This window comes from Pseudomonas sp. Root569, assembly GCF_001427465.1.
GTDB lineage: Bacteria > Pseudomonadota > Gammaproteobacteria > Pseudomonadales > Pseudomonadaceae > Aquipseudomonas > Aquipseudomonas synxantha.
Genome location: NZ_LMGQ01000014.1, coordinates 53481 through 76550 on the forward strand (window position 1 = coordinate 53481; position 23070 = coordinate 76550).

28 protein-coding genes are annotated in these 23070 nt (G+C 60.5%); 18 read left to right on the forward strand and 10 right to left on the reverse strand.

Annotation, left to right across the window (positions count from 1 at the left end):
- Window positions 1-100: 100 nt before the first annotated feature.
- The 4 genes from ASD70_RS14560 (at window position 101) to ASD70_RS14575 (ending at window position 3975) form a co-directional block, all read left to right on the forward strand.
- On the forward strand, window positions 101-466 hold the full coding sequence (locus ASD70_RS14560) for a type II toxin-antitoxin system RelE/ParE family toxin (RefSeq protein ID WP_046072202.1): 366 nt from the start codon (window positions 101-103) through the stop codon (window positions 464-466).
- Complete coding sequence (locus ASD70_RS14565) at window positions 459-764, forward strand: XRE family transcriptional regulator (protein WP_034120120.1); 306 nt, start codon at window positions 459-461, stop codon at window positions 762-764. Before ASD70_RS14560 ends, ASD70_RS14565 begins: the two co-directional genes overlap by 8 nt.
- Before the next feature lie 295 nt (window positions 765-1059).
- Window positions 1060-2613: a DUF726 domain-containing protein gene (locus tag ASD70_RS14570; protein ID WP_046072203.1), complete on the forward strand. Its 1554-nt coding sequence runs from the start codon at window positions 1060-1062 to the stop codon at window positions 2611-2613.
- A gap of 42 nt (window positions 2614-2655) precedes the next feature.
- A complete protein-coding gene (locus tag ASD70_RS14575) occupies window positions 2656-3975 on the forward strand; it encodes an Nramp family divalent metal transporter (protein ID WP_056846795.1) in 1320 nt (439 codons plus the stop codon).
- A 27-nt stretch (window positions 3976-4002) separates the two neighbouring features.
- Here ASD70_RS14575 and ASD70_RS14580 read toward each other — a convergent pair whose 3' ends face one another.
- From ASD70_RS14580 to ASD70_RS14590, 3 genes are all read right to left on the reverse strand, one after another.
- Window positions 4003-4380 (reverse strand): type II toxin-antitoxin system VapC family toxin, encoded by a 378-nt coding sequence (locus ASD70_RS14580; protein ID WP_043049514.1) that lies wholly within the window; start codon window positions 4378-4380, stop codon window positions 4003-4005.
- The gene (locus tag ASD70_RS14585; protein ID WP_173664484.1) at window positions 4377-4736 is read right to left on the reverse strand and encodes a type II toxin-antitoxin system Phd/YefM family antitoxin; all 360 of its coding nucleotides are present in this window, start codon (window positions 4734-4736) and stop codon (window positions 4377-4379) included. The genes ASD70_RS14580 and ASD70_RS14585 overlap by 4 nt, the downstream gene beginning before the upstream one ends.
- Before the next feature lie 141 nt (window positions 4737-4877).
- On the reverse strand, window positions 4878-5810 hold the full coding sequence (locus ASD70_RS14590; RefSeq protein WP_056846796.1) for a LysR family transcriptional regulator: 933 nt from the start codon (window positions 5808-5810) through the stop codon (window positions 4878-4880).
- A 117-nt stretch (window positions 5811-5927) separates the two neighbouring features.
- Here ASD70_RS14590 and ASD70_RS14595 point away from each other — a divergent pair, with 117 nt between their 5' ends.
- From ASD70_RS14595 to ASD70_RS14610, 6 genes are all read left to right on the forward strand, one after another.
- Window positions 5928-6416 (forward strand): DMT family transporter, encoded by a 489-nt coding sequence (locus tag ASD70_RS14595; protein WP_056846797.1) that lies wholly within the window; start codon window positions 5928-5930, stop codon window positions 6414-6416.
- A 4-nt stretch (window positions 6417-6420) separates the two neighbouring features.
- Window positions 6421-6876, forward strand: a complete 456-nt coding sequence (locus ASD70_RS14600) for a DMT family transporter (RefSeq protein ID WP_043049517.1) — start codon at window positions 6421-6423, stop codon at window positions 6874-6876.
- 89 nt (window positions 6877-6965) lie between these two features.
- Window positions 6966-7136 carry a metallothionein gene (locus tag ASD70_RS28370; RefSeq protein WP_043049518.1) on the forward strand — a complete coding sequence of 57 codons (171 nt, stop codon included), beginning with the start codon at window positions 6966-6968 and terminating at the stop codon, window positions 7134-7136.
- 116 nt (window positions 7137-7252) lie between these two features.
- Window positions 7253-8029 carry an AraC family transcriptional regulator gene (locus ASD70_RS14605; protein ID WP_056846798.1) on the forward strand — a complete coding sequence of 259 codons (777 nt, stop codon included), beginning with the start codon at window positions 7253-7255 and terminating at the stop codon, window positions 8027-8029.
- 69 nt (window positions 8030-8098) lie between these two features.
- Window positions 8099-8272, forward strand: coding sequence for a DUF1427 family protein (locus ASD70_RS28375; RefSeq protein ID WP_082561439.1), 174 nt, complete (start codon window positions 8099-8101; stop codon window positions 8270-8272).
- A 28-nt stretch (window positions 8273-8300) separates the two neighbouring features.
- Complete coding sequence (locus tag ASD70_RS14610; protein WP_056846799.1) at window positions 8301-9260, forward strand: quinone oxidoreductase family protein; 960 nt, start codon at window positions 8301-8303, stop codon at window positions 9258-9260.
- A 63-nt stretch (window positions 9261-9323) separates the two neighbouring features.
- Here the strand turns inward: ASD70_RS14610 and ASD70_RS14615 are convergent, their stop codons facing one another.
- The 3 genes from ASD70_RS14615 to ASD70_RS14625 all read right to left on the reverse strand — a co-directional run bounded on the left by ASD70_RS14615 (window position 9324) and on the right by ASD70_RS14625 (window position 12416).
- Window positions 9324-10355, reverse strand: a complete 1032-nt coding sequence (locus ASD70_RS14615; RefSeq protein WP_046072210.1) for a purine-nucleoside phosphorylase — start codon at window positions 10353-10355, stop codon at window positions 9324-9326.
- A gap of 14 nt (window positions 10356-10369) precedes the next feature.
- Window positions 10370-11320, reverse strand: coding sequence for a nucleoside-specific channel-forming protein Tsx (locus ASD70_RS14620; protein WP_046072211.1), 951 nt, complete (start codon window positions 11318-11320; stop codon window positions 10370-10372).
- A 172-nt stretch (window positions 11321-11492) separates the two neighbouring features.
- On the reverse strand, window positions 11493-12416 hold the full coding sequence (locus ASD70_RS14625) for an AraC family transcriptional regulator (RefSeq protein ID WP_056846800.1): 924 nt from the start codon (window positions 12414-12416) through the stop codon (window positions 11493-11495).
- Window positions 12417-12627: 211 nt separating this feature from the next.
- On the opposite strand from ASD70_RS14625, the gene ASD70_RS14630 reads away from it, so the two are divergent.
- Window positions 12628-13944, forward strand: coding sequence for an ABC transporter substrate-binding protein (locus tag ASD70_RS14630; protein ID WP_056846801.1), 1317 nt, complete (start codon window positions 12628-12630; stop codon window positions 13942-13944).
- A 12-nt stretch (window positions 13945-13956) separates the two neighbouring features.
- On the forward strand, window positions 13957-14730 hold the full coding sequence (locus tag ASD70_RS14635; protein WP_046072214.1) for an L-iditol 2-dehydrogenase: 774 nt from the start codon (window positions 13957-13959) through the stop codon (window positions 14728-14730).
- Between the two features lie 39 nt (window positions 14731-14769).
- On the opposite strand, the gene ASD70_RS14640 is transcribed toward ASD70_RS14635, so the two are convergent.
- Window positions 14770-15462, reverse strand: a complete 693-nt coding sequence (locus tag ASD70_RS14640; RefSeq protein WP_056846802.1) for an NUDIX hydrolase — start codon at window positions 15460-15462, stop codon at window positions 14770-14772.
- 145 nt (window positions 15463-15607) lie between these two features.
- Between ASD70_RS14640 and ASD70_RS14645 the strand changes: the two genes are divergently transcribed.
- The 5 genes from ASD70_RS14645 to ASD70_RS14665 all read left to right on the forward strand — a co-directional run bounded on the left by ASD70_RS14645 (window position 15608) and on the right by ASD70_RS14665 (window position 20396).
- Window positions 15608-16255, forward strand: coding sequence for a nicotinamidase (locus tag ASD70_RS14645; RefSeq protein ID WP_056846803.1), 648 nt, complete (start codon window positions 15608-15610; stop codon window positions 16253-16255).
- Window positions 16256-16266: 11 nt separating this feature from the next.
- On the forward strand, window positions 16267-17484 hold the full coding sequence (gene pncB, locus ASD70_RS14650; protein ID WP_056846804.1) for a nicotinate phosphoribosyltransferase: 1218 nt from the start codon (window positions 16267-16269) through the stop codon (window positions 17482-17484).
- 1 nt (window position 17485) lies between these two features.
- Window positions 17486-18295 carry an ammonia-dependent NAD(+) synthetase gene (gene nadE / locus ASD70_RS14655; RefSeq protein WP_056846805.1) on the forward strand — a complete coding sequence of 270 codons (810 nt, stop codon included), beginning with the start codon at window positions 17486-17488 and terminating at the stop codon, window positions 18293-18295.
- Window positions 18296-18445: 150 nt separating this feature from the next.
- Entirely contained in the window at window positions 18446-19018 is a 573-nt protein-coding gene (locus ASD70_RS14660) for a DUF2239 family protein (RefSeq protein ID WP_056846806.1), read from the forward strand.
- A gap of 22 nt (window positions 19019-19040) precedes the next feature.
- The gene (locus ASD70_RS14665) at window positions 19041-20396 is read left to right on the forward strand and encodes an MATE family efflux transporter (RefSeq protein WP_046072220.1); all 1356 of its coding nucleotides are present in this window, start codon (window positions 19041-19043) and stop codon (window positions 20394-20396) included.
- Here ASD70_RS14665 and ASD70_RS14670 read toward each other — a convergent pair.
- Complete coding sequence (locus tag ASD70_RS14670; protein WP_056846807.1) at window positions 20380-20967, reverse strand: TetR/AcrR family transcriptional regulator; 588 nt, start codon at window positions 20965-20967, stop codon at window positions 20380-20382. The two genes, ASD70_RS14665 and ASD70_RS14670, sit on opposite strands and share 17 nt — an antisense overlap.
- Before the next feature lie 132 nt (window positions 20968-21099).
- Here ASD70_RS14670 and ASD70_RS14675 point away from each other — a divergent pair, with 132 nt between their 5' ends.
- Entirely contained in the window at window positions 21100-22272 is a 1173-nt protein-coding gene (locus ASD70_RS14675; RefSeq protein ID WP_046072222.1) for an MFS transporter, read from the forward strand.
- Here ASD70_RS14675 and ASD70_RS14680 read toward each other — a convergent pair whose 3' ends face one another.
- Together ASD70_RS14680 and ASD70_RS14685 are read right to left on the reverse strand one after the other, a co-directional pair.
- Entirely contained in the window at window positions 22273-22638 is a 366-nt protein-coding gene (locus tag ASD70_RS14680; RefSeq protein WP_046072223.1) for a type II toxin-antitoxin system HicB family antitoxin, read from the reverse strand.
- On the reverse strand, window positions 22635-22841 hold the full coding sequence (locus ASD70_RS14685; protein ID WP_056846808.1) for a type II toxin-antitoxin system HicA family toxin: 207 nt from the start codon (window positions 22839-22841) through the stop codon (window positions 22635-22637). Before ASD70_RS14685 ends, ASD70_RS14680 begins: the two co-directional genes overlap by 4 nt.
- Between the last annotated feature and the right edge of the window lie 229 nt (window positions 22842-23070).

Below are 23070 nucleotides of genomic sequence, written 5' to 3' on the forward strand. Positions count from 1 at the left end.
GAATGCGCACACAATTTATTCCGGAGCGCGGTTGGCTGGCTAACCAACGTCGACCTAAAGTTATGCCCTTGAGTTTATATTCCTTGGGTGGCATATTTGCATGGTCTGGGACATTGAATACACGGATGAATTCGGGGACTGTTGGGATGGCTTGGATGCAAAGGAGCAATCTTCGGTGGCTGCCAGTGTTGATTTGCTGGGGCTGTTCGGGCCGGGGCTGCGCTTTCCCCATAGCAGCGATATCAAGGGCGCTCGACACGGCAACCTGCGAGAGCTGCGGGTACAGCATGCAGGACGACCTTACAGAGTGTTGTACGCCTTTGACTTCCGGCGTTGTGCGGTGCTGCTCATAGGTGGCGATAAAACTGCACAGCACCGTTGGTACCACGGGTACGTACCCTTGGCAGAGAAGTTGTACGACGTACATTTAGAAACATTGCGTAAAGAGGGCCGTGACCATGGCTAAGAAATTCGCGGAACTGAAAGCTCGCATGACGCCCGAGTCGCGCGCCGATGCCGAGCAGATACTTCAGCAACATTTGAAAGAAATGCCGCTGCATGAGCTACGCAAGGCCCAGCAGTTGAGCCAGGCAAGCCTGGCGAAGGCATTGAACATCAATCAGGCTGCAGTTTCCAAGATGGAACGGCGTACTGACATGTACATCAGTACGTTGCGTGACTATATTCGTGCGATGGGCGGTGAGTTGGAAATCATCGCTACCTTCCCAGATGGCCAGGTCAAGATTGACAACTTTGCTTGCTGATACTGATACAGCTACCGTATGCCCGGCCAAGCCGGGCTTTTTGCTATCTGCTTTGTAGTGGGACAGTCAAAGTTCCAGATTCCTGACATGACTATCTATCGTCGTGCACGATCACTCTTGCAGCGCATTTACCGCGGTGTTCCACCGTAATCTGGAAGACTCCCCAACGCCCTGCCTGGGCAGGTCCAAGGCGGCACTCTTGTTCTGATAGGACCGAACGCTGGTCAGGATTCACCTTCTTTTTCGGCTCGGTTTGTTACTATCGCCCTCCCTTGCCACCAGGAGTCACCGGCCCATGCAACACCAGTGGGATGAAATGCACCGCACCCGCAAGCCAACGTTTGTCCTGTGTGGCGAGCCCCAGGGGGATGTGCTCAATCTCTATGTTCACGGTTACTCGGCCTTCTTCAACCGCCAGCAACTGGGCAATTTCAAGGCACAACTGGCAGGTATCGAAGGCTCGACCAACCTGATGTTGTTCTGGCCGGCGGGGCATTTCCTGGAAAACCTGTTTGCACCGTTCAAGGATGTGATCACCTCGATGCTTGGCGGCGGTGGCCTGGGCGCGGCGACGGTAGGCGTAGGCAAGGCGATTGCCTATTTTCTTGACCATTACAAAAGTGTCGAAGCGCGGGTCGACGAGGTGGCCAAGACCTTGTTGCCCGAGCTGGCCGGCTACCTGCACGCCGAGTCGCTGCCGGTGCGGCGCATCAACCTGATCGGCCATTCCCTGGGCGCGCGCATCCTGGTCAAGAGCCTGCTGGCCAGCCCCGAAGTCGCCCGTGAACTGCCGTTGAATAACCTATTGCTGATGGGCGGGGCGATCTGTACGTCGAGCCCTTGGGATGACGTGTCGGCGCCGCTCAAGGGCCGGCTGATCAATTGTCATTCGAGCAAGGACTGGGCCTTGGCGATGAAGCCGGATACCGAGCGCTGTATCGGCCGTTATGCCATTGACGTAACGCCCGCATTGAAGACTAAGGTCACTAATGTGCACCTGGCCAGCTTCGATCACGCCGCCTACTGGCCGCAATTGAAGACGGTGGTGCAATACACCGACCTGCTGCAGGAGCGGCGCGGTTTGATCCGCGCCGACCTGCGCAGCAGTGAAGTGCGTTTTGCCGAGGAGGATGGGGACCTGTACCCGGCACTGGTGCAGGCGCGGCCGGAAGAGTTGAAGTTTCTTGCCGAGCTGATGGCGCAAAAACGCAGTGCCTCCATTGATGCCAGCGTGCGCGAACCGCTGAAGCTGGCCATCGAGTTGCAGCGCATGGGTGGCGACAGCTTTATGAACCTGGCCCGTGGCCATGGCGTGGGCTATCGGCAGATTGCCGAAGATGTGGCGCAACGCTTGGGCATCAAGTTCGACGCTGCGCTTGAAAGCGTGGCGCTGGCGGATATCGAAGGGCAGGTCGCAGAAAAGCTCATCGAGCAGTACAAGGACAAACTCAGCCGCGCCGACCGCCAGGCGTTCGACGCCGAACTCAAGGCTGCGGCGCAAAAAGAGCAGGGGCTGTTCACCCGCTTCGATGTGGGCCGCTCGGCCACCACCGCCTTGAGCGGCACCGCGCTGGCAGGGCTGACCGGGTTTATCCTGCGCCGGGGTGCGGCCACCGCGATTCCGCTGGTGGGCCAGGCGCTGGCCGCGGCGATGCTGCTGGTCAGCGGTGTCCGGGCGTTTTCCGGCCCGGCGTATTCGATCACCACCTTGGCGGTGTTGGTGATTGGCGTGATTCGCCAGCGCATGGAGCGCGAAGCGCTGAACCAGGAGCTGGACCTGGTGGTGCAAGTGGTGGAGGCGTTCGACTTGCCGCGGGATACAGTGATGCGCACGGTCGCGTCCGACTGATAAGCTGCTGCCCAAGTCTTGTGTATTTGCCTGGAATACCGTGTGAAATTCAGCCTGCCTAAAATCGCTACCGCCCCGTTCTGCCCGCCGGAAGTGGCCGGCTCCGTCATCGTCGACCCGAAGGCATCGTTTTTCAAACGGATGCTGATGTTCGCCGGCCCCGGCCTGTTGATCTCCATCGGCTACATGGACCCCGGCAACTGGGCGACCGCCATCGAAGCCGGGTCACGCTACGGCTACAGCCTGTTGTTTGTGGTGCTGCTGGCCAGCCTGGCGGGCATGGCGGTGCAATGCCTGTGCTCGCGCCTGGGTATCGCCACTGGCAAAGACTTGGCGCAGCTGTGCCGTGAGCGCTACAGCAAGCGCTCTTCGCGCACCCAGTGGCTGTTGGCGGAAATCTCCATCATCGCCACTGACCTTGCCGAAGTGCTCGGCTGCGCCCTGGCGTTTCACCTGTTGCTTGGCGTGTCGCTGACCACCGGCATCGTCATCACCGCCTTTGATACGCTGTTGATCCTGGCCCTGCAAAACCGCGGTTTTCGCCGCCTGGAAGCGATCATGCTGGCGCTGGTGGCGACCATTGGCGTGTGTTTCTTTATCGAGCTGGTGCTGATCAAACCCTATTGGCCCGATGTGCTCAGCGGTTTCAGCCCGTCATTGTCGGCCATCAGCGACGCTGCTCCGCTGTACCTGGCCATCGGTATCCTCGGTGCCACGGTCATGCCCCATAACCTCTACCTGCACACCTCCATCGTGCAAACCCGCCTGGTCGGCAAGGACCTGGCGAGCAAGCAGGATGCGGTCAAGCTGGCGCGTATCGACACCATCGGCTCCCTGGCCCTGGCCTTGCTGGTCAACGCGGCGATCCTGGTGCTGGCTGCGGCGGCGTTCTACAAGACCGGTCATACCGATGTGGTGGAAATCCAGGACGCCTACCACCTGCTCGACCCGCTCGTAGGCGGCGCCTTTGCCAGCATCCTGTTCGGTATCGCCTTGCTCGCCTCCGGGCAAAGCTCGACCTTTACTGGCACCATCGCCGGGCAAGTGATCATGGAAGGCTACCTCAACCTGCGCATACCCTGCTGGCAACGACGCCTGATTACTCGCGGGCTGGCGCTGATCCCGGCATTCCTCGGCGTGTGGCTGATGGGTGACGACGCTATCGGCAAGCTGTTGATCCTCAGCCAGGTGGTCCTGAGCCTGCAGTTGCCCTTTGCGCTATACCCGCTGATCCGCATGACCGGCGACAAACAATTGATGGGGCCGTTCGTTAACAGGCTGCCCACGCGGCTGTTGGCGTGGTGCCTGTTCGCGGTGATCAGCGGCGCGAATGCGTGGTTGATTGGGCAGTGGTTGTTTTGATTGGACATAGCGCTACTGGGGCATGACCTAAACCAACATCGCTAAGGATGTGTATTGGGCAACCTGCGGATCGGCTGTTAGTAGCTTCATTGGTTCACTCATCGCGGTTGCAATAATCAGCCGATCGAAAGGGTCCTTGTGATGATGTTCGAGATCCTTGACCGCAATGGCGTGCTCCGAGGTGATGGGGAGTTCGACGAAACCGCTTTCCAGGCAATACTCACGGATTTCATCCAGGTCTACGGCAAGCTTTCCAACGCCAACCTTGATTGCCATTTCCCAGAATGTTGCCGCACTGACGTAGACGTCTGCGGCATTTTCAATCAGCTTACGGGTTTTGCCAGATAGTCTGGGGTCATCGTTGAGTGCCCACAGCAGGATATGGGTATCCAGCAGCAGTCTCATGAAGGACTGCCCTCAAACGCATCTGACAAATCGCTGGGCAGCGGTGCGTCGAAGTCATCAGGGATGACCAGCTTACCCTTCATTGCGCCAATTCGCCGGCCCTTGGGTTTACCGATGGGGACAAGCTGGGCCATTGCACGGCCATGCTTGGCAATGGTGATGACTTTGCCGGCGGCGGCTTCATCGACCAGCTTGGACAGATTGTTTTTTGCCTCACCCAACGCAACGGTAATCATGTGGTCTTCCCCGTGTTTTGGCCAAATATAGCCAAAACTACGGGCGCTATCAAAGACGGCTCGACCACTGGTCAAGGCCGCTCGTTCGGCACGTGATGGCTTGTAATACACGACATCCATGGCATCTCTCCAAAAAAGAATTCGCCAAAGTCTGCCCCAACGCACCGTGCCCAAAAATACTGGCCCGCAAAATCAGAACGGACCTACTTTTCCTACGAGGAAATTTCCCTCACCAGTGGCGTCTCTGGAGCGCAATAGGCCTCATCGATCCCAATACGGCACCGTCCCAAAACACTCCACGAAATAATCAATCACCGTACGCACCTTCAACGACAGCCTCCGGCTGCCTGGCCACAACGCAGCAATCTGCTGAGGCTCCAGGGTCGTTGCGACTTCATAGTCGGTCAGTACGGCCTGCAAGGTGCCGGCGCGCAGGCTTTCGCCAATCAACCAGGAAGGAAACACCACCAGGCCCAGGCCCTGTTCGGCGGCGTGGGTCAGGGTGTCGGCGTGGTTGCCGGTAATCGGGCCCTTGACGCTGTAGGGTGTCCAATCGCCCTGGCCGTGGCGGAAGAACCAGCGCTGCTGGCCGGTGATGCCTTTGTAGGCCAGGCATTGGTGGTGGGCCAGTTCGTCGGGGTGGCGCGGCGTGCCGTGTTGCGCCAGGTAAGCGGGGCTGGCGGCGATGCGAAAGCGCTGGGGCGCGAAGATGCGTGCCTGCATGCCGGAGTCATTGAGCACGCCAATGCGGAACAACAGGTCGGTGCCATCTTGCAGCGGGTCGACGAAGGTGTCGGTTTGCTGGATATCCAGTTGCAGCTTTGGGTAGCGTCGGCACAACGCGCCCAGCCAGGGAGACAGGTGGCGCTGGCCGAATACCATCGGCGCGTTGATCCGGACCAGCCCGCTGGGCTCGTTGTCCTGTTCTTGCAGGGCCTGGTTCGCCATTTCCAACTGTTCCAATACCAGGCGCGCGTGCCGCCCGAGCAGGCGTCCGGCTTCGGTGGGGCTCACGGCGCGGGTATGGCGATACAGTAATTGCTGGCCGAGGGCCTGTTCCATCAGTTGGATCTGCCGTGAAATGGAGGAGGGCGCCAGGCCCTCGCGGCGGGCCACTTCGGAAAAACTGCCATGGTCCAGCACGGCCACGAACAGGCGCAGCGCCTTGAAGCTCAGTTCATTCAAGCCCTGCATCATGCCTCCAGGCTGTGCGTATTGCGCAAAGGTGTTGTCCGTATACTCCCATTTATCGCACAGGGCGGCCACCGGATAATGCGCGCCATGTTTCTTTTCATGATACGCAGGTGATGTATGCAGGCACGCACTATCGAGGGCATGGCGCAGGCCAGGCCGAATAAAAACCTCCTACGGCTACTGTTGTTGCCGTTGGTGATCCTGGCGGGCATGGGGCTGTCAGTGGAGGCCGGATTGCTTGGGCCGTTGGGCGCGCAGGTCGGGCATTTGTGGGCGACCTTGAGCATCTTCGGCGTCGGCACGGCGATCCTGCTTCTACTGCTGCTGTTCAGCGGCCCGCAGCAGGGCCCGGCATTTACCCAGCTGCCGCGCTGGCAATTGATCGGCGGGTTTTTGGGGCCGATGTATGTGGTAGTGCTCACACTCGCCACGCCGCAAATCGGTATCGCCATGACCATGATTGCGATCCTGTCGGGCCAGGTGGGCAAGAGTGTGTTGATCGACCACTTCGGCTGGTTCGGCACGGCACGCAAGCGCGTCAATGGCGAACGCTGGATTGCGCTGGCGTTGATTGTGGCGGCATTGGTCCTGATTGCACGAGGGTAAGACGATGAATCTGATTCTGTTATTGGTGGTGGTGATTGCGGCAGGGGCGGTGTTGAGTGTGCAGGCTGCGATCAATGGGCGCCTGGGCCAGACGGTTGGGGTGTTGCGCAGCAGCCTGCTGACCTTTGCCGTTGGCGCGCTCATCACGGCATTGTTGATATTTTTCTTCGAGCCGGCCCAGGCCGTCAGCCTGCTGGACGTGCCGAAATGGCAATTGACCGGCGCTTTGTTCGGCGTGGTGTACATGCTGGTGATGGTCGGCGCGGTGCCGGTGGTTGGCACGGCTGTCGCCACGGTGGCGGTGATTGTCGGGCAGTTGGGGATGGGCATGTTGATCGACAACTTCGGCTGGCTGGGCAACCCAGCCATTGAATTATCAGGGAGCCGCATCGTGGCGATGCTCTGCCTGGCCCTGGCACTGGTGTTCATGTATCGCAGTAATACCCGCGCGGCCGACTGATGGCGCTGAACCTTGGCGTCGTGTACGCAGTCACTGCTTAAGGTGCGGTGTTCGCCGCATCGCGACGACCATGAAAAAGGAGTCTGACCATGCCAGATCAAACCTGTGCTTGCCCACACTGCAAATGCGTACTGGGCAGCGATGCGATCATGAAGGACGGTAAAGGTTATTGCTGCCAGGGCTGTGCCGAGCACCATGCCCACGGTGAGCCTTGCGCCGCCGCGACGGGCTGCGAGTGCGCCAAGTCGGCTCACACCTGAGGTGTTCGACCTGCAGGCCCGGGCAACCCGGTGCCTGCAGGGTGAGTTAAAACAGTTCGCTTGTCGGCGGTGAGTCTTTACCATGCTCACCTGTCTTCGATTAATGTGTTCCCGCCATGGCCCTGGCTGCGCCTCCCGACCTCAGTAATCACGCCATCCCTGTGCAGCCGTTGGCGCGCACCTATCCGCGTGGGTTGTACGTGGAGCCCCATAGCCACGAATGGGGCCAACTGCTCTATGCCATGAGCGGTGTGATGTGGGTCGAGACGCCCCGCGAAGCCCTGGTGGTGCCGCCCCAGCGCGCCGTGTGGTTGCCGCCGGGGGTGGAGCACGGGATCCGTGTGGTCTCCGATTTGCAAATGCGCAATATCTACCTGCGTCCGGCATTGGCGGCGACGCTGGACAGCCAGGTGCAGGTCATCGAAGTAGGCCGGTTGTTGCGTGAATTGATCGTGACGTTGGTCGAACAAGGCGATCACGGCGATGCCGGCTACTACGAGGCGGTCGTCGGCCTGGCTCTGCTGGAGCTGCAACGCGCACGCCGCTCGCCAATCCGCATCGCCATGCCGATGGCGGCTGATCGGCGGCTGATCAAGGCATGCCAGACGGTCATGGCTGCGCCCTCCCTGGAAATCCCCATCGAGCAGCACGCCGAGGCTGCGGGCGCCAGCGTGCGCACCCTGGCGCGACTGTTCCAGAACCATCTGGGCATGGGCTTTGCCGAGTGGCGGCGCCAGGTGCAGTTGGCGATGGCAGCCGCGGAGCTGGTCCAGGGCCAGTCGGTGAGCGGCATTGCCCGCGGCCTGGGTTATTCGCCGAGCAGTTTCAGCGACATGTTCCGCAGGGAACTGGGGGTATCGCCTTCGCAGTACGCGGGTTGGCCGAAATCCTGAAGCACTTGGCCGATGCCGACCTCAGGCGCGCTTTAAGCTGAGCCCATCAATCAACTGGGTCTAGCCTCCATGAACTATCTGATTTCCCTGGCCATCGGCCTGTTTATCGGCGTGATCTACGGCGCGCTGGACTTTCGCTCGCCCGCGCCGCCAGCCATTGCCCTGGTGGGCCTGACGGGCATATTGCTCGGCGAAAAGCTCTGGCCCATGGGGCGGCAGATGTTCAGCGGTTGGTTGTCCTGATGCCTTTTCTTTTCGACGGATGCCTTTGATGAAAGCACTGCAATTTAGCGCCACTGGCGACCTCGCCAACCTGCACCTGGTCGATGTCGCCATGCCCGTGCCGGGCGCCGATGAAGTACTGGTCCAGGTAAAAGCCGCGGGCTTAAACCCCAGCGACGTAAAAAATGTACTCGGCCGTTTTCCCTACACCACGTTGCCACGCATTCCCGGGCGTGACTTTGCCGGCGTGGTGGTGGAAGGCCCGCAAGCGCTGCTCGGCCAGGAGGTCTGGGGCACCGGTCGTGACCTGGGTTTTTTTGCTGACGGCTCCCATGCCCAATACCTTCGGGTGTCAGCCACAGGTGTGGCGCATAAACCCAGTCACCTGAGCTTTGCCCAAGCCGCCAGCCTGGGTGTGCCGTATACCACCGCCTGGGATGCCCTGGAGCGTAGCGGTGTCGGTAAGGGCACGCGCTTGCTGGTGATTGGCGCCAATGGTGCCGTCGGCAGTGCGGCGTTGGCGCTGGCCAGGATTCGCGGCGCCCAGGTATTGGCGGCGGTCCGCAAGGCTGATCAGGTCGAGGCATTGCGGGCGCAAGGGGTTGACACGATTGGCCTGGGCAAGCCGGAAGCACTCGGTGCCCAGGTGCATGCGGTGTTCGAGGGCGGCGCCGAGGTGATCTTCGACACCACCGGTTTCTGGCTTCCCCCCGCGGTGGCGGGGTTGGCGCCTTTCGGGCGTATCGCGATTATTGCCGCACCGGTCGACGGTCATGTGCAACTGCCGGCCCTGGCGCTGTACCGCAAGGGTGGGGCGGTGGTGGGGGTCAATTCGTTGCTCTATAGCTGTGAGCAATGTGCGGTGATGCTGGAGGCGTTCGGGCGGTTCTTCGATGAAGGCTTGTTGCCGGCGCCGACCGGCTTGCGTGAGGTGGCGTTGGCTGATGGCGTTGAATGCTATGGGCAAGTGAACAGCGGTAGCCCGGATAAAATCATCTTTCTGCCGTAAACCGTATCAAATGTGGGAGGGGGCAAGTCGAATCGTCGCACCGCCCCTCCCACATTCAGATCTTTACTTGGTCTCAGGTACGCCTTTTTCCCACGTCGACCAATCCTTAACAATCGCCTGGACCAACGGATTGCCTGTGCGATACAGGTTTTCCAGCGCCGGTACAAAGCCGCCCTGGTCCGCATACTTGAGCAGGTTGTCTACCTCGCTGTAACCCGGGTAAGGCCGGTCAAAGTCGGAGCCCGCGCGTACCACGGCCAGGCGCTGGATATCCACCAAGCCTTCACGGCTGGCACGCAGCAGCGCTTCATAGGTGGAGTTGTCTTCCTGCTGGGTGGTGCAGTACTCGCCTTTATTGTCGGTGAGCAACTTGGTCCAGACTTCTGCTCGCTCGCTCAAGCGTGTGCCGGAAAACCAGGTGTTGCCCGCCAGGGTGTCGCAGCGCGTGACTTGCGGCGGCTGGTTGGCCGGGGCGGCAGGGTAGTGTTTGCGCCAGGCGGCCGACTCCTTGCTTTCCGTCAGCTCCACCCGGTGCGACAAGGCAAAGGCCTTGGCTTGCAGCTTGGGGTTGAGCTCGAACACTTCGGTCTTGTAGTCCAGTGGTGGTTTTTCGTTGGGCCCCTTGGTGTTGATGCCGATATAACCGGTCGGCCAATCCTTGGGCGCATCCCGGGAATCAAGCTCCCACTGGGTGCCAAACTCCACCAGGTAATGAGCCCAGGCTGCGGTGCCGATGGTGCCGTGCTTGGGGCTGATGCCGGCGATCCCGGCGATCAGGAAGTAACTCTGGCGCAGGTCGAACTTGGGTGACAGGGCCAGGGCCAGGGTCGACGCGGCAGCATTGGTCTGGCCCATGCCGGTCACCAGCAGGCACACGTCCTGGGTATTGCAGCGAATCACCGGATAGTCGGCAGACAAGCCCGGCACGCGCACTTCTTGCTTGAGCTCCAGGCGGTCGATCCAGGTTTGCGCCTCGGGGGCGAACATCGCGATCAACATCACCTTGGGCTTGATCGGCGCCGGGTTGTCCGCCAGCACCACGTGGGGCAGCAGGGCCAGGCCGACGGCCAGCGAGACACGGGTAAGTGCTTTCATCTATAGCTCCTTGATCAGAATTGGTAGCCCACGCCGGCGTAGTAACCCCAGCCGTCGGAGCGAGCGCGGAAGTTGCCTTCGCCGAAATTCAGCTCGCTGCCGTCCTCCCAGTTACCGCCGTTATGAAAGTAACGCCCCACCAAGGTAAAACGCAGGTGAGTGAATGAGTACAGCAGCACGTTGGTGGCCACCAGGGAATTGGCGGTGCGCGCCGGATTGTCCTTGTGCAGGTCGGACCCGAAATCGTAGTTGGTAAAACCGATATAGGTCAGCGAAGCACCATTGTCGAACTTGCCGATGGGCACGATGTACTTCATTTGCGCACGGTAGCCGTCCCAGGAATATTCATTGCTGGCGCCGTAGTTTTCCCACTGGTAGCGCCCGTAGAAGTTGGCCGACAGGTTGACCCGCGAGTGGGTCTCGATATCGGTGCCCAGGCCGCTGTACAGGGTGTTGGCGCGGTTTTCCTTATTGCTGCCATGGTCGTAGATCCAGTCAAAGGCCACATACCACTCCTTGAACGGCCCAATCGCCAGGCTGCGGCCTGCGAGGTAGTCGATGGAGATCCGCGGCTCATGCTCCATGAACACCGGCGAGCCATGGTCCCACACGCCTTTGTCATTGCTGTTACCGATGGTAAGGATCTTCGGTACGTCGATATAGCCGTACAACTCAAAGGGCCCTTTGCGCCCGAAGTATTCGTATTCCAGGTAGACGTCGTCCTGGGGCTTGGGGCCGAAGCTGATGTCTTTGCTGCCGATCAGGGTCAGGTCCTGATTGAACCATTCCGAGAGATAAGCGCCTTTTTTCGCCGGCGGGTTGGCCTCAGGGCTGAGGGCTTCGCCCTGTGCTGAGTCATCGACGGGCTTTTCCTGCGCCAAAATGGGTGCACTGAGTACTCCCGTAACGGCGGCCAGTAGCAAGGAAACACCAAAGCAAGCGCGGGGCCTTGAGGTGGGGTGCATTGAAAATCCTTATTCGTACGCGGTTGGAGCCCGATTTGGCGGGTAGGTGTGAACTTGGTGCGCAAGTTCGTTCCGCAAACGTTTGCACAGGCTGTACCAACTTTCTTCAATGGCTTGAACTGTTTAGAAAAATCGCGAATTAGCCGACGATATGGTCAGAAAACCAACAGGCTCAGACCTTGGTGATGGGGTTGAATAGATGCAGTGCGGCCTGCCGCCGATATTCGCTCGGCGTCTGGTGCATTTCGATGCGAAAATGGCGGTTGAAATTGGACAGGTTGGCGTAGCCCACTTCAAAGCAGATATCCGCCACCGACATCTGGCTTTGCAACAACAACCGGCAGGCGCGCTGCACGCGGAACTTGCGCATCAGGTCGATAAAGCCGTGGCCGGTATTGCGTTTGAAAAAGCGCGAGAAGCCCGGTTCGCTCATCTCCAATTGCCGGGCAATGTCCGACAGGCGCACATCCCCCGTCAGTTCGCGCATCAGATAATCGAAGGCTTGGTTGATGCGTTCGGCACTGCGCGCATCCAGGGTCGGCGCATAGCATGGGCTGGCCAGGGCCTTGGCCTGTGAGGGCGGGGCATGTTTGAGACTATCGAGCAGTTGCAGGAACAGGATCAGGCGTTGCAGGCCATGGGCACCGCCGATGGCTTCCATCAGCCTGGCAGCGTTAACCGCCGCCTCACCGGTGAATTCGACGCCACGTCGGGCCTGTTCAAACAGCGGCTGTAAATCGCCAAGTTCCGGCAGGGCCTTGCGCAGGGCGAGGAGGGCGGCGCCGTCGAATTGCAGCACCACATCGCGGCCACTCAGGTATTCGCCGGGGGCCAGGTCGCCGATCCAATCGTGGGGCAGGTCCGGGCCGATCAGCGCGACATGCCCGGCGCTGAATGCGCCGATATAGTCGCCCGCCACCAACTTGCCGCTGCCTTGGCGGATCAGGTGGATTTCAAATTCGGGGTGATGGTTCCAGCGCGCCAGCTCATAGGGATAGTCATGTTCGAACCAGCGAAAGCAATGCTGCGGTTCGGGCAGGATCACTTCGAGTTCGGCAGGGCGGTGCTCAAACAGTTTGGCACGACTGACGGGCATGCTGATGCCTCTTGTAGGTATGCAATGGCCTTAAAAATACGCGCACTGGCAATCAGCGCGCTACTCCCGGTTTAACTTGGCACTGATACTTTTTTGATCCTGGGCCCGAGGTTAAAAAAGTATCAGGCGCTGATTCGCCAGGCGTTTGTGAGGGCCAGGCCAAGCTGCTGTAATCGGGGCTCGACAACAAAAACAACAGGTGGAAACCGCCATGCTCAAGCTACCGCAAGCACTGTTCCTGCTGACCGGCCTGGCCCTGGCCATACCCAGCCATGCCGCTGAAACCGTGACCATCGCCACGGTCAACAACAGCGACATGATCCGTATGCAACGTCTATCCAAGGTGTTCGAAACGCAGCACCCGGATATCCAGCTCAAGTGGGTGGTGCTGGAAGAAAATGTGCTGCGCCAGCGCCTCACCACCGATATCGCCACCCAGGGCGGGCAGTTTGACGTGCTCACCATCGGCACCTACGAAACCCCGTTGTGGGGCGCCAAGCACTGGCTGGAGCCGCTGACCCAACTACCGGCCGACTATGACATCGAGGATATCTTCCCCTCGGTTCGCCAGGGCCTGTCGGTCAACAATACCCTGTATGCCTTGCCGTTCTATGGCGAAAGCACCGTCACCTACTACCGCACCGACCTGTTCAAGCAAGCCGGCCTGAGCATGCCATCACACCCGACCTGGACAGAACTGGGTGAATTCGCTGCCAAACTCACCGCCAAAGACAAAGACCAGTACGGCCTGTGCCTGCGTGGCAAGGCCGGTTGGGGCGAAAACATCGCGTTGCTCAGCACCATGGCCAATGCGTTCGGCGCGCGCTGGTTCGACGAGCAGTGGAAGCCCGAGCTGACCAGCCCGGAATGGACCGCGGCCGCCAACTTCTACGTCAACACCCTCAAGCAATACGGCCCGCCAGGCGCGTCCAGCAATGGTTTCAATGAAACCCTGGCGCTGTTCAACAGCGGCAAGTGTGCGATCTGGGTGGACGCCAGCGTCGCCGGCTCCTTCACCACCGACACCAGCCAGAGCAAAGTCGCCGACCGCGTAGGTTTCGCCGCCGCCCCCACCGAAGTCACCGATAAGGGCTCGTCCTGGCTCTATGCCTGGTCCCTGGCGATCCCGGCCACCTCCAAGCACAAGGATGCCGCCAAGGCGTTTATCAGTTGGGCGACATCCAAGGCCTACATCCAGCTGGTCGCCGAAAAAGAAGGTGTCACCAACGTACCGCCGGGCACCCGCCAGTCCACCTACAGCGCGGCGTACCTGCAGGCCGCACCGTTTGCCCAGGTAACCCTGGAGATGATGAAGCACGCCGACCCCGCACATCCTTCGGCCAAACCCGTGCCGTACGTAGGCATCCAGTACGTGACCATCCCCGAGTTCCAGGCCATCGGCACCTCTGTCGGCAAGCTGTTCTCGGCGGCGCTCACCGGCGGTATGTCGGTTGAGCAGGCATTGCAGCAGGCGCAGGCCAGCACCGAACGCGAGATGAAACGCGCCGGCTACCCGAAATCACTTTGACAGGACACCCCGATGAAACGACTCGAAGGTAAAAGCGCGCTGATCACCGGATCGGCGCGGGGCATTGGCCGCGCGTTTGCCCAGGCCTATATCGCCGAAGGCGCCACTGTTGCCATTGCCGACATCAACCTGCAACGAGCCCAGGCCACTGCCGCCGAACTGGGGCCCCAGGCCTACGCGGTGGTGATGGACGTCACCGACCAAGCTTCCATCGACATCGCAATCGCCACGGTAGTGGCCCATGCCGGCAAGCTGGATATCCTGATCAACAATGCGGCACTGTTCGACCTGGCGCCCATTGTCGACATCACCCGTGACAGCTTTGAGCGGCTGTTCTCGATCAACGTTGCCGGCACCCTGTTCACCTTGCAGGCCGCCGCCCGGCAGATGATCCGCCAGGGGCATGGCGGCAAGATCATCAACATGGCCAGCCAGGCGGGGCGGCGTGGCGAGCCGTTGGTGGCGGTCTATTGTGCGACCAAGGCAGCGGTGATCAGCCTGACGCAATCGGCGGGGCTGAACCTGATCAAGCAGGGTATCAACGTCAATGCCATCGCCCCGGGTGTGGTGGACGGCGAGCACTGGGATGGGGTAGATGCACTGTTCGCCAGGCATGAAGGTTTGGCGCCGGGCGAGAAGAAAAAGCGGGTAGGGGACGAGGTGCCGTTTGGGCGGATGGGTACGGCCGAAGACCTGACCGGCATGGCGATCTTCCTGGCTTCGAAGGAGGCCGACTATGTGGTGGCCCAGACCTACAACGTCGATGGCGGTAACTGGATGAACTAAAGCCCCGCGGATTTACCCATCGCCGTTCTTGCAAGAACGTCAGTCAGCAAAGCTTCGATCAAAGAAGTAAACCGCCCCAGGCTTCAAGTTTTCTACCGTCGCCTGGGGGCGGCCACCTTCGCCGTTCTTCTTGCGCCCCGTCTCACGCAGATACCCCGCCTCCATGAGTTTCAACAAACGCTGGCGAATACTGGTCTTCAATACCGGCCGCGCCAGCACCAGGGAGAAGATCGTAGTCGCTTCCGGCGCGCTGAATTCATGGCCCAGGAACATCAGCGGCAAGCTGCTGTACAGCGACTTGGACAACAGCCGCTCGTGCACGGCCGCCACAATGCTGTTGTGATCGAATGGCAGCTTGATACTGCCATCGGCCACCGCCTCCAGTGAAAACCAGCCCTGGTGCTCGCCCAGCGCCATTTCATCCGCCACGATTGCCAGGTAGTAAGTCGACGACGACCAGCAGCGCGGGTCGCGAAACGCATCGCCCACCGTGCCCACCTGTTCGCTCCAGGCCAGGTCCAGGCCGACCTTGTCACTGGCGCGCAGGCGTTCCACTGCATCCTTGAGGCTCAGGTCTTGCACGTCGCCGTTTACCACCACACCCGGCAGTGCCCAATGCCCGGCGAACGGCTCGGCTTCGCGTTTATTCAGCAGCAGCTTCAATTCGCCAGCGGCGCGGCAGTAGCACAGTACGCAGAGATCGACGGTGTGCAGGTAGGCGCTAAGTGGCATGACAGGTCCTCATCAACGGTGGCCGACATAGTCTAACGGATCGAACAGATATGTCATGAACTGACGGCCGCCTAAATAAATAAATGTTTCTTGCCATGAAAGTACATGACGTGTACTTTTGTTTCCAGGCCACCGGAGAATCACCATGACCCTTGCTAAAACCGCCATCGCTTCATTCGACGTCGACGCCCAGAAAAGCTTCACGCCGCTGTGCCCCAATGAATTGCCGGTGGCCGGTGGCGACCGCATCGGCGCCGAGCTCAACTACATGGCCAGCCTCGCCAGCCATCGCATCGGCAGCAAGGACGCCCACACGCCCCACGCGCCCTGGGTCGTCGCGCAGCACAGCGAGATGCTGCAACCCACCGGCCTGGCCCACGCCGATGTCACCTGGGTCAGCCACTGTGTGCCGGGCACCGAGGGCTTCACCTTGCTCGATGAGTTGCCCAGCCCCTATGACTACGACTACTTCATCTGGAAAGGCGTCGAACCCGACCTGCACCCCTACGGCGCCTGCTACCACGACCTGCACGACAAGCTGTCCACCGGGGTGATCGAGTACCTCAAGGCCCATGGCGTCGCCCGCGTGATCGTCGGCGGGCTGGCCCTGGACTACTGCGTCAAGACCACCGCAATGCAACTGCTCAAGGCTGGCCTGCAAGTCGTCCTGCACCTGCCGGCCTGCCGCAGCATCAGTGAGGAGGGTGGTGTACAGGCTGTGAACGAGTTGCTCAAGGCCGGTGCTGTCATCAGCAGTACCCGCGAAGAACTGGCCGCGATGGCCGCGCGTTAAGGAGACCCACCATGGAAAGTGCCTACGACAAGCAATCCCCAGTGATCCAGGGCCTGCTCGATACCGACTACTACACCTTCACCATGATGCAGGCGGTGTTGCATCAGCACCCCAATGTCGATGTGGAATACAACTTCATCGTGCGCTCCAGGGAAAAACTCGGACACCTGATCCCGCAGCTGCGCGACGAGCTGGAAAAACTCGCCGGCCTGCACATGCGCGAAGGTGAGCTGCGCTTTTTGTTCAACCCGCGTTTTCGCGAATACCTCACCCCGGACTACGAGCGCTTCCTCGGCCTGTTCCGCTTCAACCTGCGCTATATCCACGTCAGTGAGGTCGACGGCCAGCTCAACATTCGCGTAATCGGCCCGATGCTGCACTGCATCATGTTCGAACAACCGGTCCTGGCCCTGGTCAGCGAATTGCGCAACCGTGACAAATACCCCGACGTCACCCTGGAGGACGTCACCCGCAAGCTCTACCAGAAGTTCGACTGGCTGGAAAAAAACCTCAGCCGCGATGAATTGGCCGACCTGCGCGTGTCTGACTTCTCTACCCGCCGGCGCCTGTCGTTCAAGGCCCAGCGCGAAGTGGTGGACATCATGCGTCGCGACTTTCCCGGCCAGTTTGTCGGCACCAGTAACGCGCACCTGGCCTACGAGTTCGACCTGCCGCTGATCGGGACCATGGCCCACCAATGGCTGATGGTGCACCAGCAGTTGGGGCGCCTGCGTGAAAGCCAGAATGCCGCGCTGGAAAATTGGGTGCGCGAGTACCGTGGCCGCCTGGGTATTGCCCTGACCGACTGCATCAGCACGGATTTTTTCCTCAAGGACTTCGACCTGTACTTCGCCAAGCTCTACGACGGCCTGCGCCAGGATTCCGGTGACCCCATCGCCTGGGCCGACAAGGTGCTGGCCAGATACAAGGAACTCGGCATCGACCCCATGACCAAAGACCTTATGTTCTCCGATGGCTTGAACTTCGAAAAATGCCTGCCGATCCTGCGCCACATCCGTGGCAAGGCCAGGTTCGGCTTTGGCATGGGCACCAGCCTGGCGTGTGATGTGCAAGGTGTGGAGCCGCTGAGCATCGTGATGAAACTGGTGCGGGTACACGGCGAACCGGTGGTGAAGTTCTCCGATGACCCGATCAAGAACGTTTGCGAAGACGCCTCGTTTTTGCAGTACGCGGCGCAGGTATTCAATGTCGGCAATGTGGAGGTGTGACATGCAGGACCGTATCGCACAGGAACTGAATATCAATCGGCAGCTGGTGAAGGGGGGCGAAGCCAAGGAAATCCAACGTCGCATCGACTTCATCAAGCGCACCTTGCGCAGTTCGGGCTGCAAAGCCCTGGTGCTGGGCATCAGTGGCGGCGTCGACTCGCTGGTCGCCGGCCGTCTGTGCCAGCTGGCGGTCGAGCAACTGCGCTCGCAGGATTACGCCGCGCGGTTTATCGCCATGCGCCTGCCCTACAAGAGCCAGGCTGACGAGCACGATGCTACCGCGTCTCTGGACTTTATACGCCCGGACCAGATCGATACCCTAAACATCGCTGCCAGTGTCGATGGCCTGATGAGCAGCCTGCCTGCCGGCGAAGTCGATGCCGAACGCGTGGACTTCATCAAAGGCAACGTCAAGGCGCGCACGCGGATGATTGCGCAATATGCCGTCGCCAACCTGCAAAACGGCCTGGTGGTCGGTACCGACCAAGGCGCTGAAGCGCTGATGGGCTTCTTCACCAAATTCGGCGACGGCGCCTGCGACCTGGCACCGCTGTCCGGCCTGACCAAAACCCAGGTACGCCTGCTCGGCACCGCACTGGGCGCCCCCGACAACCTGGTCAAAAAAGCCCCGACCGCCGACCTCGAAGAATTGGCGCCGGGCAAGCTGGACGAAGTCGCCTACGGCTGTACCTATGACGACATCGACGCGTATCTGATGGGTGAGCCTGTGAGTGAGCACGTAAGAACGATTGTAGAGAGCGCCTACAGCAAGACCGCGCACAAGCGTGCGCTGCCCATCGTGCCCCTTTAGGCAAAGATGTCTACGCTGCCTGGATCTGCAGGAGGGGGCTTGCCCTGAAGCCGGTCAGGCAAGAGGTAGCGCTTGCAAAAGATTCTTGCAAGTCGGCCAATTCAGCCTAATATAACCCGGGTAAAACAAATAATATCCGGGTAATAAGCCATGCCTACGCACAACATTTCTCTATGCACCGCTTTCGCAGGCCATCAACGCATCGCCGCCGGCACTTATACCGATGTGGCCGAGGCCCTTGCCGCTCAAGCGTTGCCCGCCGGTAGCTTCCTGGTCTTCGATGACACCGCCGGCACACAGGTCGATTACCCGTGGCCAGCGGGTTACGCGCCGCAGCCTGCGGCCCCGGTCGAGAGCGACGACGAGCCACCCGCAACGCCCTCGGTGGGGCGTCCGAAATTGGGCGTGGTCGCCCGCGAAGTCACCTTGCTGCCACGCCATTGGGAGTGGCTTGGCCAGCAGCGCGGCGGTGCGTCGGCTGCCTTGCGCCGGTTGGTGGATGAAGCGCGCACGGCCCATGCCAGCGTTGATCAACTGCGCCAGGCCAAGGAAGCCAGCTATCGCTTCATGAGCGCGATTGGCGGTAATTTGCCGGGTTTTGAAGACGCCTCGCGCGCGCTGTTTGCCCAGGACAGGGCCGCCTTCTCGCATAGCATCGCGCACTGGCCTGCGGACGTGCAGACGTACCTGGGCTGGCTGTCGCGCAATGCCTTCCCAGCCTAATCACTCCGGGACTCTAACCATCATGGAAGTTACTCAGCAACGGCCGTTGTGGCAGATCTACCTGATCTTTCTGGCACCCATGGTGCTGTCCAATTTTCTGCAGAGCTTTTCCGGCACCCTCAACGGCATCTATGTTGGGCAAATGCTCGGCACCCAGGCGCTGGCGGCGGTGTCGGGCATGTTCCCCATCGTGTTTTTCTTTATCGCCCTGGTGATCGGCCTGGGGGCGGGCGCTTCGGTGTTGATCGGCCAAGCGTGGGGCGCCCAGGAGACAGGGATGGTCAAAGTGATTACCGGCGCCACCCTCACGTTGGGCGCGCTGGTGGGCCTGATCGCCGCGGTACTGGGCAGCCTGTTTGCGCGTCCGGCCTTGCAGGCATTGGGTACGCCGCTGGATGTGCTCGACGATGCGGTGGGTTACGCCCAGATGATGATGTTGATCATGCCGTTGTTGCTGGTGTTCATCCTCTATACCCAATTGCTGCGCGGAGTCAGCGACACGATTTCGCCGCTGCTGGCGTTGATGGTCTCGACCCTGGTGGGCTTGCTGCTGACCCCGGCGCTGATCCGTGGCTGGATCGGCCTGCCGCCCATGGGCATCCAGAGTGCGGTGTACGCGGGTTTGGTGGGTAATGCCTTGGCGATGCTGTTCCTGGTCCTGCGCCTGCGGCATAAAAACCATGTGATGGCGCCGGATCGTGAATTGCTCGCGGCCTTGCGCCTGGACCGGGTGATCCTCGGCAAGGTCCTGCGCATCGGCTTGCCGACGGGCTTGCAGATGGTGGTGTTGTCGTTGTCTGAATTGGTCATCCTCGCCCTGGTCAACGGCCACGGTTCACAGGCCACGGCGGCCTATGGCGCGGTGACGCAGATCGTCAACTACGTGCAATTCCCGGCGCTGTCGATCGCCATCACTGCATCGATCCTCGGTGCCCAGGCGATTGGCGCCGGGCGCCTGGAGCGCATCGGGCCGATCCTGCGCACCGGGCTGGTGATCAACCTGTGCCTTACCGGTGCCCTGATCGTGCTCGGCTACGGTTTGTCGCACTGGCTGCTGGGGCTGTTCATCACCGACGACAGCGCACGGGTCAGGGCCGAACACCTGCTGCACATCATGCTCTGGAGCATCCTGGTGTTCGGGTTCCAGGCGGTGATTGGCGGCATCATGCGCGCCAGTGGTGTGGTGCTGATGCCGGTGGCGATCTCGATTTTTTGCGTGCTCTGCGTGGAACTGCCGATGGCTTACCTGTTCAACGCCCACTTCGGGTTGGAAGGGGTGTGGATGGCCTTCCCGGTGACCTACCTGGCGATGCTGGTGTTGCAGACCGCGTACTACCGGCTGGTGTGGCGGCATAAGCAGATCAAGCGCTTGGTTTGAGGCTCAGCCCGCGCAAAAGTAGCTCCAGGCTTTGCAACGCTTCTTCCAGGCGTGTGCCCGGGTGGTCATCCCGGGCAATCCACAACGCGGTATTGACCAGGCTGCCGTTGATCATCTGCGCCAGTGCTTGGCTGGGGGCCTGAAAAATCAACCCGGCCTGCATCAAGGCCTCCAGCAATTGGCGCAATGATTCGACGCAATGTTGTTGGGGGCCGGTATCACCCAGCACCGCCGGCGCATCCTGCAACACGATGCGTTGGATTTCAGGGTCCTGGGCCATGCGCAGATAAGCGCGGCAGCGTTCGCAAAAACCGCTCCAGGGTTCTGCGGCCTGCTCCGAGATGCGCTGCAAGCGCTCGTCCATCTCGCTGTCGAGCTGGGTGACCACGGCCGCCAGCAAGCCTTTTTTATCACCAAAGTGATGGTACAACGCACCGCGTGTGAGCCCGGCCTGGGCGGTGAAGTCATCCATCGAGGTATTGGCATAGCCTTGGGTGGCGAAGGCTCGGCGCGCGCTGGCCAACAGACGGGCGCGGGTGGCTTCGATCATTTCGGCGCGGGCTCGGCTCATGGGAATCTCTTGGCTGAGTGATTGACATACGCTGCGTATGCGAAGCATGATTCGTTACATACGCACCGTATGTATTTTGCCCTGATAGCTTCAGATAGCAAGCCCGGGGCTCCAAGCAAGAGGTCAAGCAGGATGGCAAACCCCTACGCCGAATTATTCCAGGTCCCCGGTGCCCGGGCCTTTGTGCTCGCCGGCATGCTGGCGCGCATGCCGATATCGATGACCGGCATCGGCTTGATCACCATGCTGTCCCAGGTGCATGGCGGCTATGGCCTGGCCGGTTCGGTGGCGGCAGTGTTTGCCCTGGCTACGGCGTTTTGTGCGCCGCAAGTTTCACGTTGGGTGGACCGCTACGGCCAGGGCAAGGTATTGCCGATTGCCGCTTTGATCGGCGGCGGGGCGTTGTTGATGGTGCTGCTGTGTACGCGCTTGCAGGCGCCGAATTGGACGCTGTTCCTGTTTGCCGCGCTGGCCGGTTGCATGCCGAACATGTCCGCCATGGTGCGGGCGCGCTGGACCGAGCTGTACCGCGGCCAGCCCAGGCTGCAGACCGCATTTGCCCTGGAGTCGGTGCTCGATGAGGTGTGCTTCATCATTGGCCCGCCCATTTCCGTGGGCCTGAGCGTGGTGCTGTTTCCTGAAGCCGGCCCCTTGGTGGCGGCAGTATTGCTGGCCATAGGTGTGACCACCTTTGTATTGCAGCGGCAAACCGAGCCACCGGTCCACGCACACCACGATGCGCACGGGCGCTGGCTGATCGCTTCGCCCTCGGTGCTGATCCTGATGATCCTGCTGCTGGCCATGGGTGTGATCGTCGGCGTGGTGGATGTGGTCAGCGTGGCGTTCGCCCAGCATCAGGGTCAGCCGGCGGCGGCGAGTATCGTGCTGTCGGTGTATGCCATCGGTTCATGCCTGGCCGGGCTGGCCTTTGGTGCCCTCAAGCTCAAGGCACCGTTGCCCCGGCAGTTCCTGTACTGCGGCGTGGCCACGGCGGTGACGACCTTGCCTTTGTTACTGGTGAGCAATATTCCGGGCCTGGCCGCGGCGATTTTTATCTCCGGCCTGTTCTTCGCGCCCACCTTGATCGTGTCCATGGCCATGGTCGAGCAGATCGTCGCGCCCAGCCGCCTCACCGAAGGCATGACCTGGCTGATCACCGGCCTGAGCATCGGTGTGGCCATCGGCGCCGCCAGCTCCGGTTGGATGATCGATCATTTTGGAGCCGCCAGCGGATTCTGGGTGGCGTTGGCGGCGGGGGCAGTGGTGTTGGGCTCGGCGGTGTTGGGTTACCGACGGTTGGGCTAGTCAGCCTATCGCCGGGCATGGCTCTGGATAGTGATGTTGTAGAAACTCGCTCAACGCTTGGCGCGTCAGATCATTCAACGTCACTTTCTTACGGGTTGCTGCCAGGGCTGCTGCCAAGTGCAGGTCATGCCCGACGCGCACGTTGAATGAACCTTTGCAAGGCTTCTCCGGCGTTTGCCCGAGGGCCTGGCAGGTCGCGAGGTAATCGTCCACCGCTTCACGGAAGGCGGCTTCCAGTTCTGCGACGGTTTTACCTTCGTAGCTCACTAATGCCTTGATGAACAGGACCTTGCCAAACAGGCAGTTGTCTTCAAGGCTGGCTTCGATAGAGCCGATATAGCCATTGTGTTTCAGTTGGTTGTTCACTGAATCAGTTCTCCTGATTTCAATTGTTCGATGATCTGGCGACGAATGTAGTGCTTCACTTCGTTGCCGGGGTGAGGCCTGTGCAACGTGATCATTGCACTGGGGTCGCCGATGTCGAATCTGACCCGGCTTCCGGCCCCTTCAATCTGTGTGTATCCGAGCCGTCGTAACAGTGTGACGAGCTCGGGCCAGGTAAATGCCATGTGCTCATTGAGCAGTTTGGCGAGCAGCTTTTCATTTTTGGACGCGGCGTTCCCTGCGTGTAACTAAATGTAGTTGCAAAAAGTGGTGTTCGTCAATGCTAGCTTGGCTTCGCGTGCCTTGCCTGGAATTGATGTAACCCTTGTTGACAGCTCGCTCGACGCCACCCATCCCCGCGCTAATTTTTCCCCTTCCGGTTCGTTTTATAGGGACGACGTGCCTTTGTGCTTC

Coding starts and splice junctions, on each gene's coding strand:
- ASD70_RS14570 (WP_046072203.1), top strand. CDS start 1,060: ATGCAACACCAGTGGGATGAAATGCACCGCACCCGCAAGCCAACGTTT.
- ASD70_RS14675 (WP_046072222.1), top strand. CDS start 21,100: ATGGCAAACCCCTACGCCGAATTATTCCAGGTCCCCGGTGCCCGGGCC.
- ASD70_RS14630 (WP_056846801.1), top strand. CDS start 12,628: ATGCTCAAGCTACCGCAAGCACTGTTCCTGCTGACCGGCCTGGCCCTG.
- pncB (WP_056846804.1), top strand. CDS start 16,267: ATGGAAAGTGCCTACGACAAGCAATCCCCAGTGATCCAGGGCCTGCTC.
- ASD70_RS14595 (WP_056846797.1), top strand. CDS start 5,928: ATGCAGGCACGCACTATCGAGGGCATGGCGCAGGCCAGGCCGAATAAA.
- ASD70_RS14565 (WP_034120120.1), top strand. CDS start 459: ATGGCTAAGAAATTCGCGGAACTGAAAGCTCGCATGACGCCCGAGTCG.
- ASD70_RS14560 (WP_046072202.1), top strand. CDS start 101: ATGGTCTGGGACATTGAATACACGGATGAATTCGGGGACTGTTGGGAT.
- ASD70_RS14590 (WP_056846796.1), bottom strand. CDS start 5,810: ATGCAGGGCTTGAATGAACTGAGCTTCAAGGCGCTGCGCCTGTTCGTG.
- ASD70_RS14580 (WP_043049514.1), bottom strand. CDS start 4,380: ATGAGACTGCTGCTGGATACCCATATCCTGCTGTGGGCACTCAACGAT.
- ASD70_RS14670 (WP_056846807.1), bottom strand. CDS start 20,967: ATGAGCCGAGCCCGCGCCGAAATGATCGAAGCCACCCGCGCCCGTCTG.
- ASD70_RS14585 (WP_173664484.1), bottom strand. CDS start 4,736: ATGGATGTCGTGTATTACAAGCCATCACGTGCCGAACGAGCGGCCTTG.
- nadE (WP_056846805.1), top strand. CDS start 17,486: ATGCAGGACCGTATCGCACAGGAACTGAATATCAATCGGCAGCTGGTG.
- ASD70_RS14610 (WP_056846799.1), top strand. CDS start 8,301: ATGAAAGCACTGCAATTTAGCGCCACTGGCGACCTCGCCAACCTGCAC.
- ASD70_RS14615 (WP_046072210.1), bottom strand. CDS start 10,355: ATGAAAGCACTTACCCGTGTCTCGCTGGCCGTCGGCCTGGCCCTGCTG.
- ASD70_RS14620 (WP_046072211.1), bottom strand. CDS start 11,320: ATGCACCCCACCTCAAGGCCCCGCGCTTGCTTTGGTGTTTCCTTGCTA.
- ASD70_RS14665 (WP_046072220.1), top strand. CDS start 19,041: ATGGAAGTTACTCAGCAACGGCCGTTGTGGCAGATCTACCTGATCTTT.
- ASD70_RS14635 (WP_046072214.1), top strand. CDS start 13,957: ATGAAACGACTCGAAGGTAAAAGCGCGCTGATCACCGGATCGGCGCGG.
- ASD70_RS28375 (WP_082561439.1), top strand. CDS start 8,099: ATGAACTATCTGATTTCCCTGGCCATCGGCCTGTTTATCGGCGTGATC.
- ASD70_RS14645 (WP_056846803.1), top strand. CDS start 15,608: ATGACCCTTGCTAAAACCGCCATCGCTTCATTCGACGTCGACGCCCAG.
- ASD70_RS14625 (WP_056846800.1), bottom strand. CDS start 12,416: ATGCCCGTCAGTCGTGCCAAACTGTTTGAGCACCGCCCTGCCGAACTC.
- ASD70_RS14660 (WP_056846806.1), top strand. CDS start 18,446: ATGCCTACGCACAACATTTCTCTATGCACCGCTTTCGCAGGCCATCAA.
- ASD70_RS14600 (WP_043049517.1), top strand. CDS start 6,421: ATGAATCTGATTCTGTTATTGGTGGTGGTGATTGCGGCAGGGGCGGTG.
- ASD70_RS14640 (WP_056846802.1), bottom strand. CDS start 15,462: ATGCCACTTAGCGCCTACCTGCACACCGTCGATCTCTGCGTACTGTGC.
- ASD70_RS14605 (WP_056846798.1), top strand. CDS start 7,253: ATGGCCCTGGCTGCGCCTCCCGACCTCAGTAATCACGCCATCCCTGTG.
- ASD70_RS14685 (WP_056846808.1), bottom strand. CDS start 22,841: ATGGCATTTACCTGGCCCGAGCTCGTCACACTGTTACGACGGCTCGGA.
- ASD70_RS28370 (WP_043049518.1), top strand. CDS start 6,966: ATGCCAGATCAAACCTGTGCTTGCCCACACTGCAAATGCGTACTGGGC.